14 protein-coding genes are annotated in these 16343 nt (G+C 59.5%); all 14 read left to right on the top strand.

All coding sequences use genetic code 11. From position 1 onward, the window contains the following. Nucleotides 1-2: 2 nt before the first annotated feature. Nucleotides 3-1217, top strand: coding sequence for a heme d1 biosynthesis radical SAM protein NirJ (gene nirJ, locus ACR0CR_RS15510; protein ID WP_480600688.1), 1215 nt, complete (start codon nt 3-5; stop codon nt 1215-1217). After that, a complete protein-coding gene (locus ACR0CR_RS15505; RefSeq protein ID WP_480600685.1) occupies nt 1192-2745 on the top strand; it encodes a cytochrome D1 domain-containing protein in 1554 nt (517 codons plus the stop codon). Before nirJ ends, ACR0CR_RS15505 begins: the two co-directional genes overlap by 26 nt. After that, complete coding sequence (locus ACR0CR_RS15500) at nt 2702-2965, top strand: hypothetical protein (protein ID WP_480600684.1); 264 nt, start codon at nt 2702-2704, stop codon at nt 2963-2965. The genes ACR0CR_RS15505 and ACR0CR_RS15500 overlap by 44 nt, the downstream gene beginning before the upstream one ends. 144 nt (nt 2966-3109) lie before the next feature. Then, entirely contained in the window at nt 3110-3574 is a 465-nt protein-coding gene (locus ACR0CR_RS15495) for a DUF2946 family protein (RefSeq protein WP_480600682.1), read from the top strand. Continuing rightward, entirely contained in the window at nt 3565-5742 is a 2178-nt protein-coding gene (locus tag ACR0CR_RS15490; RefSeq protein WP_480600680.1) for a 4Fe-4S binding protein, read from the top strand. The genes ACR0CR_RS15495 and ACR0CR_RS15490 overlap by 10 nt, the downstream gene beginning before the upstream one ends. A 14-nt stretch (nt 5743-5756) precedes the next feature. Then, the gene (gene nosZ / locus ACR0CR_RS15485; RefSeq protein WP_480600677.1) at nt 5757-7664 is read left to right on the top strand and encodes a TAT-dependent nitrous-oxide reductase; all 1908 of its coding nucleotides are present in this window, start codon (nt 5757-5759) and stop codon (nt 7662-7664) included. Nucleotide 7665: 1 nt separating this feature from the next. Beyond that, nucleotides 7666-8922 carry a nitrous oxide reductase family maturation protein NosD gene (locus ACR0CR_RS15480; RefSeq protein WP_480600675.1) on the top strand — a complete coding sequence of 419 codons (1257 nt, stop codon included), beginning with the start codon at nt 7666-7668 and terminating at the stop codon, nt 8920-8922. Further along, a complete protein-coding gene (locus ACR0CR_RS15475; protein WP_480600673.1) occupies nt 8912-9805 on the top strand; it encodes an ABC transporter ATP-binding protein in 894 nt (297 codons plus the stop codon). The genes ACR0CR_RS15480 and ACR0CR_RS15475 overlap by 11 nt, the downstream gene beginning before the upstream one ends. After that, nucleotides 9802-10623 (top strand): ABC transporter permease, encoded by an 822-nt coding sequence (locus ACR0CR_RS15470; RefSeq protein WP_480600672.1) that lies wholly within the window; start codon nt 9802-9804, stop codon nt 10621-10623. Before ACR0CR_RS15475 ends, ACR0CR_RS15470 begins: the two co-directional genes overlap by 4 nt. After that, nucleotides 10620-11135: a nitrous oxide reductase accessory protein NosL gene (locus ACR0CR_RS15465; RefSeq protein WP_480600671.1), complete on the top strand. Its 516-nt coding sequence runs from the start codon at nt 10620-10622 to the stop codon at nt 11133-11135. Before ACR0CR_RS15470 ends, ACR0CR_RS15465 begins: the two co-directional genes overlap by 4 nt. Next, the gene (locus tag ACR0CR_RS15460) at nt 11132-12049 is read left to right on the top strand and encodes an FAD:protein FMN transferase (RefSeq protein ID WP_480600668.1); all 918 of its coding nucleotides are present in this window, start codon (nt 11132-11134) and stop codon (nt 12047-12049) included. Before ACR0CR_RS15465 ends, ACR0CR_RS15460 begins: the two co-directional genes overlap by 4 nt. Nucleotides 12050-12215: 166 nt before the next feature. Then, a complete protein-coding gene (locus ACR0CR_RS15455) occupies nt 12216-13385 on the top strand; it encodes a helix-turn-helix transcriptional regulator (RefSeq protein ID WP_480600666.1) in 1170 nt (389 codons plus the stop codon). 138 nt (nt 13386-13523) lie between these two features. Next, complete coding sequence (locus ACR0CR_RS15450) at nt 13524-14834, top strand: catalase family protein (RefSeq protein WP_480600664.1); 1311 nt, start codon at nt 13524-13526, stop codon at nt 14832-14834. 118 nt (nt 14835-14952) lie between these two features. Further along, complete coding sequence (locus ACR0CR_RS15445; protein ID WP_480600661.1) at nt 14953-15678, top strand: NlpC/P60 family protein; 726 nt, start codon at nt 14953-14955, stop codon at nt 15676-15678. Nucleotides 15679-16343 lie beyond the last annotated feature (665 nt).

The raw sequence follows: 16343 nt of genomic DNA, 5'->3' as shown, positions 1-16343 counted from the left end.
ATATGTTCCGCCTGACCGAATACATGCACCAACTGGTCAAACCGACCCCGGTGCGCAAACGCCGATCTGGCCCGGTAAAGCCGGTGGTGATCTGGAACCTGACGCGGCGCTGCAATCTGAAATGCCGCCATTGCTACACCGTCTCGGCGGATGTGGCCTTCCCCGGCGAGCTCAGCCACGAGCAAGCCATGGTAACCCTTGAGGATCTGGGCCAATTTCGCGTCCCGGCCCTGATCCTCTCGGGCGGGGAGCCGCTGGACCGGTTCGATTTCTTCGACATCGCCAAACGCGCGCGTGACCTGGTGCCGATGCTGGCGCTGTCCACCAACGGCACGCGGATTTATGATGAGACCGCCGACATGATCGCCGATGTGGGGTTCAACTATGTCGGTATTTCTCTGGACGGGATCGGGGCCACAAATGACTGGTTCCGGGGCGTCGAGGGCGCATTTGCCGACGCCCTGCGCGGTGTCCGCGAATGCAAGAAACGCGGCATCAAGGTTGGCCTGCGGTTTTGCCTGACCGAAGGCACCCAGCATCACCTGCCCGATCTGTTGCAGCTGTGCGATGACGAAGGCGTCGACAAGTTCTACCTGTCTCATCTGGTCTATGCCGGGCGCGGTGACAAGAATCGCGGCGAAGATGCCGAGCATCTGCGCACCCGTAAAGGTCTGGACCTGCTGTTGGAACGTGCTTGGGAGGCCGCTTCCGGTGGCCGCCCGCTGGATATCGTCACCGGCAATAATGATGCCGATGCGGGCTATTTCCTGAACTGGGTCCGGGCGCATTTCGACGACGACAAGGCCGCGCATGTGCGCGCGCATCTGGCGGCGTGGGGTGGAAACTCCAGCGGGCTGGGCGTGGCCAATATCGACAATCTGGGCCGTGTGCATCCTGATACCTATTGGTCCGATTACACGGTCGGCAATGTGAAGACCAAACCGTTCTCCGAGCTGTGGACCAGCGATGACCCGATGCTGGCAATGCTGCGCACCCGTCCTCGCCCGTTGAAAGGACGTTGCGGATCCTGCCAGCTTAAGGACGTCTGCGGCGGCAACACCCGTATCCGAGCGCTGCAACTGACCGGAGACCCGTGGGCCGAGGACCCGGCCTGTTACCTGTCAAATCAAGAGATCGGCGTTGAGGATGCGGGCGAGCGCCTGCAGGTCACGCCGTTCCGGGGGAAAAGCCATGATCCGGCGCATCAATTCTTCTGACACTCTGAAAACCGCCTCTTTGTGCGCGCTGCTGCTGGCAGGTACCGCTTGGGCCGATGCCCCTTCGGACTATGCCGAGTTCTGCGCCTCATGCCATGGTGAAAACCGTCTGGGCGGCGTTGGCCCGGCGCTAATCCCCGAGACGCTGAAACGGATGCGGGGGCCGCGCGTGGCTGCCGTGATTGCCGAGGGGCGCACCGCCACGCAGATGCCCGCCTTCGCGCATGAGCTGGACACCCTGCAGATAGAAGAACTGGCTGGCTGGCTGAAATCGCCACTGGAAACCGACCCTGAATGGGGCGAGGCCGATATTGCGGCAAGCCGCACGCTGGACGAGGAGTATGTGCCCGTCGATGCCCCGATCTGGGACAGCGATCCGATGAATATCACGCTGGCGGTTGAGACCGGGGATCATCATGTCAGCGTGCTGGACGGCGACACGTTCGAGGTTCTGGACCGGTTCGAAACCCCCTTTGCCGTGCATGGCGGGCCGAAATTCAGCCCCGATGGCCGCTATGTCTTCATCATGTCCCGCGATGGCTGGGTACAGAAATACGACATTTGGGCGTTGCAACAGGTGGGCCGCGTGCGCGCGGGCCTGAACAGCCGCAACATCGCCATGTCAGGCGATGGCAAATGGGTGGCCGTGGCGAATTACCTGCCGAATTCCCTGACCCTGCTGTCGACCGAAGACCTGTCTGTCGCCAAAGTCATCGAGGTCAAAAGCAAGAAAGGTGTGCCCAGCCGGGTTTCCGCCGTCTATCAAGCTCCTCCGCGTGAAAGTTTCGTGCTGGCGCTGAAAGACGTGCCCGAGATTTGGGAGGTCTTTTACGGAGACAACCCGCCGCAATTCGGTCTCGGTCATGACTTCCGCATCGAAGGGCAATTCAAGAACCCCGATCCCTTCCCGGTGCGCAAGATCACCACGCCCGACTATCTGGACGATTTCTTTATCGACCAGAGTTACGAATACGTCATGGGTGCCTCGCGCGATGGTAAGGGCGGTCAGGTGATTGATCTGGTCATCGGCCACAAGGTCGCCGATCTTGACCTGCCGGGCATGCCGCATCTGGGATCGGGCATCACATGGCAGCACGGCGACACCACCGTGATGGCCACGCCGCATCTGACCGATGGCACGGTTTCAGTGATCGACATGGGCACGTGGGAAACCGTCAAACGGATCAAGACCGAAGGGCCAGGTTTCTTCATGCGCAGCCATGAGAATTCGCCTTACGTCTGGGCCGATGTTTTCTTTGGCCCCAACAAGGACGCAATGCATGTGATCGACAAGCAGAGCCTTGAGATCGTCAAAACCCTGCGTCCCGCGCCGGGCAGGACCGTGGCTCATGTGGAATTCACCAAGGATGGCCGTCACGCGCTGGTGTCGATCTGGGAAGATGACGGCGCGGTGATTGTCTACGACGCGCAGACGCTGGAAGAAATCCGCCGTCTACCAATGCGCAAACCATCTGGGAAGTACAATGTCTGGAACAAAATCACCTTCTCGGAAGGCACCAGCCACTGATGGGCGCTGGCCTGTTTGGAAACTGGCCACCCTGCTCTATCCGGCGACGGCCCTGGCCGTCGCGATCAACCTGTTTCTAGCCGGTTTGATCGCACATGGTGTTGGCTTTTCGGCCATTCCTCCGGTGACCGCGCTGATCTGGTCCGTGCCTCTGGGCGCCCCCGCATCTTGGCTTGTGGGTCGTTGGGTGCGCGGGTTGATGGATGAGGCCGACGGGTAAGGCTCAGTCGAATCCTTTGATTTCAAATATAAATTTTTGCATATGATTAACTTTTACGCGTTCCGTGAACGCATGACTTAAATCAAGTATCAGGCCGAGAGAATCCCATAAGACTCTGGAAAAGAATGCCGAGTTGGATTCTCCATGCCCGCCGCTAACCCTCTGCACAACCTCCCTGTCCGCGCATCCCGCGCGGCTTGTGCATTGGCGGGCATTGTCCTCTTGCTGTTGCAAATGCTTGGTCCGGTTCTGGCGAGTCCCGGCGAAAGCATGTGGGTGGAGATCTGCTCGGAGGCGGGGGCGGTTTGGGTTCAGGTAGACCTTGAAGAAGGAGCCGACGACCCCACCGCGCCCTGCCCGAAATGTGCCGACTGCGCCCTGTGCGCGGTCACGGCAGCGGCCCCCGCGCCTGACCTGCCCCCCGACACGAGACCCGCCGCAGCCTATCTAGAGTCCGTATATTGCGCCGATCAGGTTCAGCGCCGCGATGCAACGCGCCTGTGGCCCGAAACCCGCGGTCCTCCAGCATCGGCAAAAGATACAACCGAACGCGCCCTGCGCGCGTCCATGGCATCCAACCTGAATACCGGAGGTGCGCCATGGTCGTAAGCCGCGCAATCCAAGCCCTGCTGGCCCTTGCCCTGTCCTGTCTGATGGCGATCAGCGCCCATGCCGACAGCCTTGCCAGCTTCCTGCCCGAAATTGACCCCGCTGAACTGGCCCCTGGTGCCGACGCCTTTGGCCCGGTACGCGAGGACGTGCCCGTGGCCCCCGTCCTGAAGGGCGGTGAGACCGTGGCCTGGGCTTTCCTGACCTCTGATTTTGTTGGCACAACCGGCTATTCCGGCAAGCCGATCCATGTGGTCGCCGCCATCGATGATGAGGCGGTGCTGACCGGGGTGAAACTGGCCAAACACTCGGAACCTATCGTGCTGATCGGCATCCCCAATTCCCGCATGGTAGAGCTGACCGAAGGTTACGCCGGTCTGGACCTGAAGGTTGAGGCCGAAACCGGCGGCGAAGGGCATGACCTAGACATCATCTCTGGCGCGACCGTCACGATCATGGTGATCGACGACAGCCTTGTGCGTGGCGGTATCAAGGTGGCGCGTGCACTGGGGCTGGGTGGCTTGGCGCCTGCGCAGGCCGACGGGCCCAAGCGCGAGGTCGATATGGCGCAGGACGCCATCTATGACTGGACGACGCTGTCGGGCGACGGCTCGGTCCGGCGGCTGACGCTGGATATCGGGCAGGTCAACGCGGCGTTCGAGGCCACGGGCGATCAGCGCGCCATCAAGCGCCCTGAACCCGGCGAGCCTGATGACACCTATATCGACATGCATATGGCGCTGGTCTCGGTGCCGTCGATCGGCAAGTCGCTGCTGGGCGAGGCCGAATATCAGAACATGGTCGATTGGCTGGACGAGGGCGAACAGGCCATTCTGGTGCTGGGGCGCGGGGCCTACAGCTTCAAGGGCTCGGGCTATGTCCGGGGTGGGATTTTCGACCGGATTCAGTTGATCCAGGGCGATAACTCGGTGCGCTTCTTTGACAAACAACAACGCCGTCTGGGCGAGGTTGCTGCACCGGATGCCCCAAGCTTCACCGAGTTGGACATCTTCAAAATCCCCGCCGATGCCGAGTTCGACCCCGCCGAGCCCTTCCGCCTGCAACTGCTGGCGCAGCGGGCCGTGGGCGCGGTTGAGAAAACGTTCCTGACCTTCGATCTGGGCTACAAACTGCCCGAGCAGTATCTGCTGCCCGTCACGGCCCCTGTCGTTGTCGATGATGCCACCAGCGAGGCGGCAGCGAAAGCCGAGTTGTGGAAACGCATCTGGAAGGACCGCACGGTCGAGATCGGGGTGCTGGGCGTGATGCTGCTGGTGCTGACGGCCACCTTCTTCTTCCAGTTCCACGCGACGATGAACGCGCGGGTCTTTTACTGGTTCCGCATCGGGTATCTGACCATGACGCTGTTCTTCATCGGCTGGTATGCCAACGCGCAGCTGAGCGTGGTGAACCTGATGGCGCTGGCGGGCAGCTTGCGCACGGGCTTCTCTTGGGATGCCTTCCTGCTGGACCCGCTGGTCTTTATCCAATGGTTCGCCGTGGCCGCCGCGCTGCTGTTCTGGGGGCGTGGGGCCTATTGCGGCTGGCTGTGCCCGTTCGGCGCGTTGCAGGAGCTGACCAACAAGATCGCACGGGCCTTCAAGGTGCCGCAATGGACCTTGCCATGGGGTTTGAACGAACGCCTCTGGCCTGCGAAATACATGATCTTTCTGGTGCTGTTCGGGATCAGCTTTGTCTCGATCCCGCTGGCCGAAACCTATGCCGAGGTCGAGCCGTTCAAGACCGCGATCATCCTGAAATTCATGCGCGACTGGCCGTTTGTGGTCTTTGCGCTGACCTTGCTGGGGATCGGGCTGTTCGTGGAACGGTTCTATTGCCGCTATCTCTGCCCCTTGGGCGGAGCGCTGGCGATCCCCGCCCGTATTCGCATGTTCGACTGGCTGCGCCGCTACAAGGATTGCGGCACGCCTTGCCAGACCTGCGCCAATGAATGCCCCGTTCAGGCAATCCACCCCACCGGTGAGATTAACCCCAACGAGTGCGTCACCTGCCTGCATTGTCAGGTGCTCTATCAGTCCGAGGACAAATGTCCCGTCGTTATCCGCCAGCTGAAACGGCGGGCCAAGACAGGGTCGGTCCAGATGAAGACCCCACTCGGACAACCACCGGCGAACCATCCGAACGCCAAACCGCAAACCGTTTCTTGATTGGAGGGACGATCATGTCAGACCAAGAAAACAAACTGAACATCACACGCCGCGGAATGCTGGGGGCCACCGCCACCGGTGCCGTTCTGGCCGGGACCGGCCTCGGCTCGACCCTGATGACCGCGCGCGAGGCAAGTGCCGCCGCCAAGCAGCATCTGGAGCCCGGCGAGTTGGACGAATATTACGGCTTCTGGTCCTCGGGCCAGACCGGTGAGCTGCGAATCTTAGGTGTGCCCTCGATGCGCGAGCTGATGCGTGTACCGGTGTTCAACCGCTGCTCGGCCACCGGCTGGGGCCAGACCAATGAATCGCTGAAGGTTCTGACCGAAGGTCTGCTGCCGGAAACCAAGGATTTCCTGGCCGCAAACGGCAAGGTCACCTATGACAACGGCGACCTTCACCACCCGCATATGTCGTTCACCGATGGCACCTATGATGGCCGCTATCTGTTCATGAACGACAAGGCCAACACCCGCGTGGCCCGTGTGCGTTGTGACGTGATGAAATGCGACAAGATCATCGAGATCCCGAACGCGCATGACATCCACGGCCTGCGTCCGCAGAAATACCCGCGCACCGGCTACATCTTTGCCAATGGTGAGCATGAAGCACCGCTGGTGAATGACGGTCAGATTCTCGACGATCCGTCCAAATACGTGAACATCTTCACCGCCATCGACGGCGATACGATGGAGATCGCATGGCAGGTGATGGTGTCGGGCAACCTCGACAACACCGATTGCGACTATCAGGGCAAGTATGCGTTCTCGACCTCGTACAACTCGGAAATGGGTATGAACCTTGCCGAGATGACCGAGAACGAGTTGGACCACGTGGTCGTGTTCAATCTGGCCGAGATCGAGGCCGGTATCGAGGCGGGCAACTATCAGGAGATGAACGGCGTCAAAGTTGTGGACGGCCGCAAGGACGCGGGCAACAAGTTCACCCGCTACATCCCGATCCCGAACTCGCCCCACGGTGTGAACGCCGCACCCGACAAGAAGCACATCATGATCAACGGGAAACTGTCGCCGACCGTGTCCGTGATCGATGTGGAAAAGGTCGACGCGCTGTTTTCCGAAGATGCCGATCCGCGCTCCGCGATCGTTGCCGAACCGCAGCTGGGTCTTGGCCCGCTTCACACCGCGTTCGACAACAAGGGCAACGCCTACACCACGCTGTTCCTGGACAGCCAGATCGTCAAATGGGACATCGCCAAGGCGATTGAGGCCTATGCGGGTTCGGACGTCGATCCGATCCTCGACAAGGTGGACGTGCAGTATCAGCCGGGCCACAATTCGACCTCGATGGGTGAAACCGCCGAGGCTGACGGCAAGTGGCTGATTTCGATGAACAAGTTCTCGAAAGACCGCTTCTTGAACGTGGGTCCTCTGAAGCCTGAAAACGAGCAGTTGATCGACATCTCGGGCGACAAGATGAAGGTGGTCCATGACGGCCCGACCTTTGCCGAGCCGCATGACTCGATCCTTGTGCACCGGTCCAAGGTGAACCCGGTCAATGTCTGGGACCGTAACGACCCGATGTGGGAAGATGCGCGCAAACAGGCCGAGGCCGATGGTGTCGATCTGGATTATGGCGCGGATGAGCCGATCCGGGATGGCAACAAGGTACGGGTCTACATGACCTCGGTCGCGCCTGTGTTCAGCATGGAGAAGTTCACTGTCAAACAGGGCGACGAAGTCACTGTCTATGTCACCAACCTGGACGATGTGGATGATGTGACCCACGGCTTCTGCCTGTCGAACTTCGGCATTGCGATGGAAGTTGCACCGCAGGCCACCGCCTCGGTCACGTTCATTGCCGACCGTCCGGGCGTGCACTGGTTCTACTGCCAGTGGTTCTGCCACGCGCTGCACATGGAAATGCGCGGCCGGATGTTCGTTGAGCCGCGGAGCGCGTAACATGCGTTGGTCCCTGCTCATACCGCTCCTGCTCGGCTCGCCCCTTTGGGCGGCGGACTGGGATGTGCCCAACCGGGCGGGGGCCATCAACGAGATACTGGCGCAGGCGGCGGATGGGGACACCCTCCGCCTGAGCCCCGGTGTTTACACTGAAACACTTGTTCTGGACCGGCCCGTCACGATTGACGGGCTGGGACAGGCCACCATTGACGGACAAGGCGAGGGCAGCGTCATCACCGTGACCGGGCCAGGCGTGATCGTGCGCGGGCTGACGGTGATCGGCTCCGGTTCGGACCACGACGGGATCGACAGCGGCATCCAACTGACCAAGACGGCCATCGCGCCTGTGGTCGAGGATAACGTGCTGCTGGGCAACCTCTATGGCATCGACATACACGGTGCCAAGGATAGCATCGTGCGCCGCAACCGGATCGAGGGGCGGCAGGACCGTCACATGAATGCGCGCGGCAATGGTGTCTATGTCTGGAACGCTCCCGGAGCCGTTGTCGCCGACAATGACATTCAGTTTGGCCGCGATGGAATTTTCGTGAATTCTTCGAAGAAGAATTTGTTCACCGGTAACCTGTTTCGCGACCTACGCTTTGCGGTGCATTACATGTATGCCGACAATTCCGTGGTCAGCAACAATGTCTCGATCGGCAACGATCTGGGCTATGCGGTGATGTTCACCTCGAATGTCAAAGTCACCGACAATGTCTCGATTGACGACCGCGAGCATGGCGTGATGCTGAACTATGCCAACAAGAGCGTCATCACCGGCAATGTGGTGAAAGGTGCCAAGGAAAAATGCACCTTCCTGTATAACTCGAACAAGAACGAATTCACCGATAACTGGTTTGAAGGCTGCGGCATCGGGATCCACTTTACCGCCGGGTCCGAACGCAACCGGATCGTTGGCAATGCTTTTGTCGGCAACCGGACGCAGGTGAAATATGTCTCGACCAAATGGGTCGAGTGGTCGGAAGACGGGCGCGGCAACTATTGGTCCGATTTCGCCGCCTATGATGTGGATGGCAACGGCGTGGCCGATGCCCCGTATCGCCCCAACGACTCAATGGACCATGTGCTGTGGACTCAACCCGCAGCCAAATTGTTGCTCGGCTCGCCTGCCGTGCAGCTGGTGCGCTGGTCGCAATCGGCCTTTCCGGCACTGTTGCCGGGCGGTGTGATGGACAGCAACCCATTGATGCAAGCCCCTGAACCCCCAGCTATGAAAAAGGTGCCTCATGACGGATAAGGCCCTGACGATAAACCAAGTCTGCAAGCACCGTGGCAAGACCCGCGTTCTTGACGATATCACCCTGTCCCTTGCCCCCGGTCAGCGCGTGGCGCTGCTGGGCCATAACGGCGCGGGCAAGTCGACGCTGATCAAATCCATCCTCGGCCTGATCCCGATTGAGGGTGGCTCCATTCGTATCGGAGACGCCACCCCCGGCAGCGCGCAGGCGCGGCGCGAGACCGCCTACCTGCCCGAGGCGGTATCCTTCCACCCGGCGTTGACGGGCCGCGAGCAACTGACCCTGTTTGCCCAGCTTTCGGGCGCGAAAGCGGATGTGCCCGGCCTGTTGGAACGTGTCGGCCTCAGCGATGCGCTGGACCGCCGGATTGGGGCCTATTCCAAAGGGATGCGGCAACGTCTGGGTCTGGCGCAGGTTCTGCTGGGTCAGCCGAAGGTCGCGTTGCTGGATGAGCCCACATCGGGCTTGGACCCAATCTCGCGGCAGGATTTGTATGCCATCATTGATGAGTTGGCCGGGCAAGGCACCGCCGTTCTGATTGCATCTCACGCGCTGACCGAGGTCGAAGCCCGCACCGACCGCATCGCCATCATGCGCAAAGGTCGGATGGTGGCCGATGACACGCTGACCAACCTGTCGGCGCTGGCCGGTCTGCCGATCCGCCTGAAAGTGCGCGCCAGTGCCAACCCTGACGCTCTGGCCGCCGAACTGGGTGGCAACCGCATCAACGGAGCGTCTGTGGAACTGCTGTGTTCGCCCGATGACAAGATGGAGGCCCTGCGCCGCATCGCCGGATTGGGCGACGCGGTGGCGGATGTGGAAATGACTCCGCCCAAACTGGAAGACCTCTATCGCCATTACGCACAGGAGGAGAGGCTATGACCCGTTTCCTCGCCATCACCCGCACCGAAATGCTGATCCTGCGCCGCAACCGCTGGCTGCTGGTCGCCACACTGATCATGGTGCTGTTCGCGCTGGCGCTGACCTTTGCGGGTAGCGCCCCGACCGGCACGCTGGGGGTCGATATGCTGACCGTCTCGGTCGCGTCGATGACCACGCTGTCGGTCTATTTGGCTCCGCTCCTAGCGCTGATGATTTCTTTCGATGCCATCGCAGGCGACGTGGACCGGGGCAGCCTGTCGCTGCTGCTGTCCTACCCTGCGGGGCGTGGCGAAATCCTGTTGGGCAAGTTCACCGCTCATCTGGCGGCGCTGGCTTTCGCCATGACCGTTGGTTTCGGCACCGCCGGAGCGGTAGCCGCTTTCTTTGGTGGCGCGGGGCCCGAAAGCCTGATGGCTCTGGCGCGTCTGATCCTCACCTCGATCCTGCTGGGCGCTGTCTTTCTGACGCTGGGATACCTGCTGTCCGCCTTGGCAAAGGGGGCCACGGCGGCGGCAGGTCTGTCGGCCGGGCTATGGCTGGTTTTTGTCGTCCTCTATGATCTGGGCCTGTTGGGGGCCGTCGTCATGGACAAGGGCGGCGTCTTCACCCAATCCGTCTTTCCATGGGTGATGGTGGCCAACCCGGCCGACGCATTCCGTCTGTGGAACATCGCCGCGACCGAAGGTGTCGCCATGGCCTCCGGCATGTCCGGGGCCGCGCAAGCCCTGCCGGTCTGGGCCGCACCCGTATCGCTTTTGATCTGGCCGGTGATTGGCTTTGCCCTCGCGCGGCTGGCGTTCCGGAGGGTCGAGCCATGAAACGCCTGTGCCTGATTGCCCTGATTGCGCTGGCTGCCTGTAAGGAAGAGGTGGCCGAGGCCCCCGACCCGGTGGACCTGACCCCGGACGCGCTGAGCTTTTTCTGCCAGATGAACATCGCCGAACATGGCGGACCCAAGGGGCAGATTCATCTTGAGGGCTACCCCGCGCCCCTGTTCTTTGCGCAGGTGCGCGACATGGTGGCTTACCTGAAAAGCCCCGAACGCGACGCCAAGATCACCGCCGTTTATGTCAGCGACATGAGCGTCGCGCCAAGCTGGCGACAGCCGGGCACTTCCAATTGGATCGCCGCCGATGGCGCGACCTTCGTGGTTGGAGCCAATGTTGCAGGTGGCATGGGCGCGCGCGAAGTTGTGCCTTTCGGCGACCCAACCGCCGCCGAGGCATTCCTCAGTGAATACGGTGGCACCATGCTGTCCCTGCCTGACATTCCGGACACCGAAGTGCTTGGCCCGGTGGATCTGGACCTGCAATTGGAGACCCCCGCATGAGCCTCTTGCCTCGCCGCCGCTTTCTGGCGATTTCTGCCGCCTGCGCAGTTCTACCTACCGCCGGGTTCACAGCGCCCGTCGCCCATTGGCACGGTTTTGCCATGGGTGCAAAGGCCAATTTGCGCATCGAAGGATTGAACACCCAGGACGCAGCACCCGTTTTCAATGCGATCGAAAGCGAATTGAACCGGCTTGAGAACATCTTCAGCCTTTACCGGCCCGAGTCGGAATTGTGCCGTTTGAATAAATCAGGTCACCTGTTGAACCCGTCTCCGGATTTGCTTGAGGTTCTCAGCCTCTGCGCGGCATTGCACGCGGCATCGGACGGCGTGTTCGACCCGACCGTTCAACCACTTTGGATGGCTTTGGCCAGCGCCGCCCCTCGGTCGGAAACCGAGGCCGCGCGGCAGGCGATCGGATGGGGCAAAGTTTCCGTTGACGCCGCTGAGATACGATTGCCAACCGCTGGGGTTTCGGCGCTGACGCTGAACGGCGTAGCGCAAGGTGCGGTAACGGATCGCGTGGCCGCCTTGCTAAAATCCTTCGGACTGCGGGATGTTCTGGTCAATATGGGTGAAATCTCGGCCCGGGGCAGGCGCAGCGATGGTAGCATATGGCAAGTCGGATTAGCGGGGCCTGATGGCGCAATTCTTGGTCGCGTCGGGCTGAGCGATCGCGCGCTTGCCACTTCTGCACCGGGGATGATGCAACTTGACGCTGGGCATGGGCATATCCTGAACCCGGTTGATCACACGGTTCATCACAAATTGATCTCGGTTTCTGCGAACAGCGCGGCCGTCGCCGACGGGCTGTCCACGGCGTTGTGTGGCATACCCTTGGCCAATATCCCGCGCGTACTGTCCTTCTTCCAGGATACCAGACTTGAGTTGCAGGTCCCTGCAGACAGTCTCTGAAAAAATGCTCGGACAAGCCGTCGACCTGTTCCGCAACCAGAGCCATCTGCCGGAAACCTGTACTTCCGTCTAAGCGCAGGCGTCAAATCAAGCATCGCTTGATGATGAACCGGTTGTGGCGTTAACTTTGTCTTGTACCAAAGATGTCGCGGGTATGGGAGAAAACGTGTCAACGGAACGTCATAGTCAGTTGGTGCTTGCGATTTATCAGACGGTTTCGGAACCCGAAACCTGGGTAGAGGTGCTTGACCGGATCAAAGGCGAAGTTTCGGCGCACGGGCTGATTATCTGGGAATATCGCCTTGGTCGGAATGGCCGGGAACTTCACGCGCCTTACATGACCAGCAACTACGACCCGAAAGTTCTGGCAACCTATGTCAACACGCATATGCGCCGAGAAGTCATTGACCACGACCTTTTTGAAACCCGGTCGCTTGAAACCGATGACGTCGAATTGGTAAGCGAGACCGACTTGTTCCCCGACCAGGTCGCCTATCTGAAGCTGCCGCATGTGCAAGAGATGATGCGATACGGAATCCGGCATAGATATGGCGGTATTCTCGACAAGGATAACACTCTGCGTGGGCGGTTTTCGATTCAACGCGGGAAAAGCCGAGGTGTTTTCACACCAGAGGAACAGCACAATCTGAGCTTGATATTGCCGCACTTGGCCAAAGCTATTGATCTTGGCGGGCAAATTGACACCGGGCTTCAGGGCCGAGGTGCGCTGCTGACATTGATCAACAAGCTGACGATCGGAGCCTGCCTTGTCGATGCCAACGGTTTCAAGGTCGAGACAAATGAGCTGTTTGATCAGCACTTCGACAGGTTCCGCGCGTTCCGGACCGAGAGGTCTGGATGCATGTCGATGACAGACCCTGGGAACCAGCGGCGGTTCAGGAGTTTGCTGGCTGATGCGCGCAATCACGGACGTTTTGGTGCGCGTCCCCGAAAAGAGGCAATCATTGCCGAAACGCCGGACCGGACACGGGCCTTATGCGTGGAAGTGGTTCCGTGCAACAGCCTAGGGCAGATGGGGTCGAACCGCTTTAGCGGAGCATGGATTCTGACTCGTGACACCATGGAACCCATTTCGATTGACACTCAACTGGTGCAGGAATTGTTTACCTTGACGGACGCCGAAAGCGGCCTTGTCGATTTGGTTTGTCAGGGCCTTTCGAACGTTCAGATTGCGGAACGGCAGAACAGGTCACCCGAGACGATCAACACGCAAGTCAAGTCGATACTGAATAAGTCGCGCGCGGCGAACAGAACGCAATTTGTTCGTCTTCTTTGCAATTTCGCCGTCCCCCGCTCTGCCGCTTCACCTGTATGATATCTGTGTCACCCAAATGGGGCATGCTGGCCTAAACGGATCATGCGAAATTCGATACCGCATTTCAGCGACGGAATTGGTTAGACGTTAGCCTGGCAAAACCAGAGTTTACGGCGGGCGCAGCAGCGGAGGTTTGATATGGTCAAAGCGAAGGTTGAAGATTTTTTATTGAAAACCGCGATTGCCGCCGGACAGGCTGCAAACCTGGTGTTTCCAAGGTCAAGCGACTATGCGCGTGACTTTTCAGATGCCGAAGCAGAAGCGGCCAAGATTCAACAGCCCAAAGATTATCTCCGGCCCGTCGAGGCCGTGGACAAGGACGAGGCTAAAGTTTTCCACAAGCTCAGCTGTTATTTCGACTCCGACGCTCCAGAGCGCCATGGGTCCGAGGCCGGGAATGCCGTCTATCATGACCCACATTGGGGTCACACAACCGGGTTTTTTGCCGGGACACTCGATATCAAGGCCGCAGCTTTGAAAAAGCCCTACAAAGATTTTCGGATTGGGCTGTTTGAAAAGGACAGAACCTATAAGGTCGTTGTTCGTCCGAATTTCCTGTTCGACGATCAACCGGAAATCGCGATCAGCCGGTTGGCGATCAAGATCGAATTTCCCGAACCGGTGCCAAATGAATATCAGAACGAAGCCCATGAACTGGATCTTTTACTGTCTGAGGGCCTGCCCCTGGACCACGCGGAATCCGACGGCCAAGGTTTTTTCTTCCGGGACGCCAAGCAAATGCTGATGCTGCGCGATCTTGCAGAGCGCAACCGTTTTGGCAAGCTGGCGATGGCGGCGCATGGTGGAAACGGCGCTATCCTGAAAACCTGGAAATCCGATATTTTCGAGCCGAACACGGATCGGCTCTACAAGGAAGAGCAACGCCAACGTGGCTGGGCGGGTAAACACTATTTCTCGGCTGGACCCTACGCGCTGGATGATGGCGCGATGAAGTTCTGTCTGGAACCACAACAAGAACATACGCTGACGGATACCGTCGAACTGGGCGACAGCGCCCATGGCGACATTCTGAGGGAAAGGAACTGGCCAGAAGGCGGAGATGAACAGGTAAGTTTCACGCTGAAGGTGCAGATTGCAACTGCGGATGCGATCAGGGCACCGAACGGCAGCGGACACCCTTCGGCGCCGATCATGGCTGCTGAATATACCGATATAGCCTGGGACCAGTCCAAATCCCGCTTCGAAGAGGTTGGGACGTTGACGATTTCCCGAACACCACCTGATCACTGGAGCGATCTGCTCCATTTCGCTGATCTACCCATGAACGCCTGGAACACGTTCCACTGCACACGCCCCCTGGGACAGTTGTTCCGTGCGCGCCGCGTGGTTCATCGCAACTACCGCAAAGCGCGTCTTGAGGACAGCTTTCAGCACGAAACGGGTGGCGAGACATGGACGTGCCCGTTTTCGGGCCTCAAACGGCCCTGAAAAGGCACGTTTAACAGCGCGCCATACCCCGAATGGGCGATGAAACGCAGGATCCGCCCGCATTAGTCTTTTCATGATTGTTGCCCACGTTCGGCGAAAAACATGAGGAGACATCGCAATGACACATCATCAGCCCAAGCTTTCCATCAATGCTCTGCAGCAAGCGTTGGCTGCGGCAGGGTTTGACCCCGGCCATATCGACGGAATAATGGGCCCACAAACCGAACGGGCGATTATCGCCTTCAAGCGTTCGGTCGGATTGCGGCCACGGGCCTATGTCGGCCCGTTGACCTGGGAGGCGCTTCATAAGTCGGCGCAGGAAAACAGTTCAGATGCCGATTTTGACGCGCAGGGCCTACCTTGGATCGCACATGCGCGCCGCGTTTTGGGTCAACACGAGGTCAACCACAACAAAGCCTTGAAACAGTGGCTGAAATCAGACGGTAAAACCTTGGGCGATCCCGCCGTCCTTCCCTGGTGCGGTGATTTCGTCGAGACAGCCATTCGCCTGGGTTTGCCAGACGAAAAATTCACAGGTGATCTGGCTGTGAACCCCTATTGGGCCCTGAATTGGCAACAGTTCGGCCGCCCCTCAAAACCCACCTTTGGCGCAGTTGCGGCAATCCGCAGAAAGGGCGGTGGGCATGTCGGGTTCGTTGTTGGCGAGGATGAGCATCGTTACTTCCTGCTCGGTGGAAATCAGTCGAACACTGTGAACATCGCCCCAAAAAGCAAAAGCCGCTTTACCGAGGAGTCGTTCCGCTGGCCCGCAACCTTTGAACGCCGCCCGATCGACCTTCCAAAACTTGCTTCGGCCGGTGGGGACACCTTCGCCGAGGCGTGATCTGAACGAAATCCCGATATTACGGCTTGAATGAACCAAAGGACAATTTCTGTTTAACGCCCTGCGGACCGGTACCCCCGAAGAGTTTTTCTGACTTGCACCATAAGCAGCGGCAATTCTTTGCGAACCATAGGTCAGTAACATGTTTAAAGAGTGTATTGCCAAAAAGGGAAGATTAATTTGCCGAAAGCCCACGGTTGCGGAAAGCGGCGGCCTGCTGTGCGCCGAGCACCTGAAGCTTTGGAAAAATGGTGATGGTTTGAAATTCAAGGCCCGGTTGCCGGGCCGCGCAGTCGCTGCCTTGGCGCGCCTGAGGTCACATCCATCTTCGGCGCGGACAGGCCCCCAAGGGTCATCTTCGGGGCCAAAACCGCAGCCAGATCGCCAGGCCCGGCCAGACGCCCCCGCCGCGGCAAGGCCTATCCAAGGGGTTATCACAAATCCCCTTGGTGTCACCGCCGCGACGTCGGCGCTGTTGGCGGGGGTTTATGATGCGATCTGGCGCGCAACTCTGGGTCTGCCTATCGGACTTGGGACAGGTGTCAGCTCGTCAATTGGCGCGTTTTCCGGTTGGGCTTCCGGAACATTTTTGTCTCTTCTGGTGCTATATGTTCTGTTTTTCTTGTTTTTGTACGGGACCGCATATCTGATTGGCACTCTACTAT

Source organism: Ruegeria sp. AM2 (assembly GCF_056540685.1).
Note: the sequence above shows the minus strand (reverse complement) of the source record. Positions and strands in the feature narration are given on the sequence as shown.

Excerpts from the sequence above, each read along its gene's own strand:
- nirJ (WP_480600688.1), top strand. The coding sequence starts at position 3 with ATGTTCCGCCTGACCGAATACATGCACCAACTGGTCAAACCGACCCCG.
- ACR0CR_RS15505 (WP_480600685.1), top strand. The coding sequence starts at position 1,192 with ATGATCCGGCGCATCAATTCTTCTGACACTCTGAAAACCGCCTCTTTG.
- ACR0CR_RS15500 (WP_480600684.1), top strand. The coding sequence starts at position 2,702 with ATGTCTGGAACAAAATCACCTTCTCGGAAGGCACCAGCCACTGATGGG.
- ACR0CR_RS15495 (WP_480600682.1), top strand. The coding sequence starts at position 3,110 with ATGCCCGCCGCTAACCCTCTGCACAACCTCCCTGTCCGCGCATCCCGC.
- ACR0CR_RS15490 (WP_480600680.1), top strand. The coding sequence starts at position 3,565 with ATGGTCGTAAGCCGCGCAATCCAAGCCCTGCTGGCCCTTGCCCTGTCC.
- nosZ (WP_480600677.1), top strand. The coding sequence starts at position 5,757 with ATGTCAGACCAAGAAAACAAACTGAACATCACACGCCGCGGAATGCTG.
- ACR0CR_RS15480 (WP_480600675.1), top strand. The coding sequence starts at position 7,666 with ATGCGTTGGTCCCTGCTCATACCGCTCCTGCTCGGCTCGCCCCTTTGG.
- ACR0CR_RS15475 (WP_480600673.1), top strand. The coding sequence starts at position 8,912 with ATGACGGATAAGGCCCTGACGATAAACCAAGTCTGCAAGCACCGTGGC.
- ACR0CR_RS15470 (WP_480600672.1), top strand. The coding sequence starts at position 9,802 with ATGACCCGTTTCCTCGCCATCACCCGCACCGAAATGCTGATCCTGCGC.
- ACR0CR_RS15465 (WP_480600671.1), top strand. The coding sequence starts at position 10,620 with ATGAAACGCCTGTGCCTGATTGCCCTGATTGCGCTGGCTGCCTGTAAG.
- ACR0CR_RS15460 (WP_480600668.1), top strand. The coding sequence starts at position 11,132 with ATGAGCCTCTTGCCTCGCCGCCGCTTTCTGGCGATTTCTGCCGCCTGC.
- ACR0CR_RS15450 (WP_480600664.1), top strand. The coding sequence starts at position 13,524 with ATGGTCAAAGCGAAGGTTGAAGATTTTTTATTGAAAACCGCGATTGCC.
- ACR0CR_RS15445 (WP_480600661.1), top strand. The coding sequence starts at position 14,953 with ATGACACATCATCAGCCCAAGCTTTCCATCAATGCTCTGCAGCAAGCG.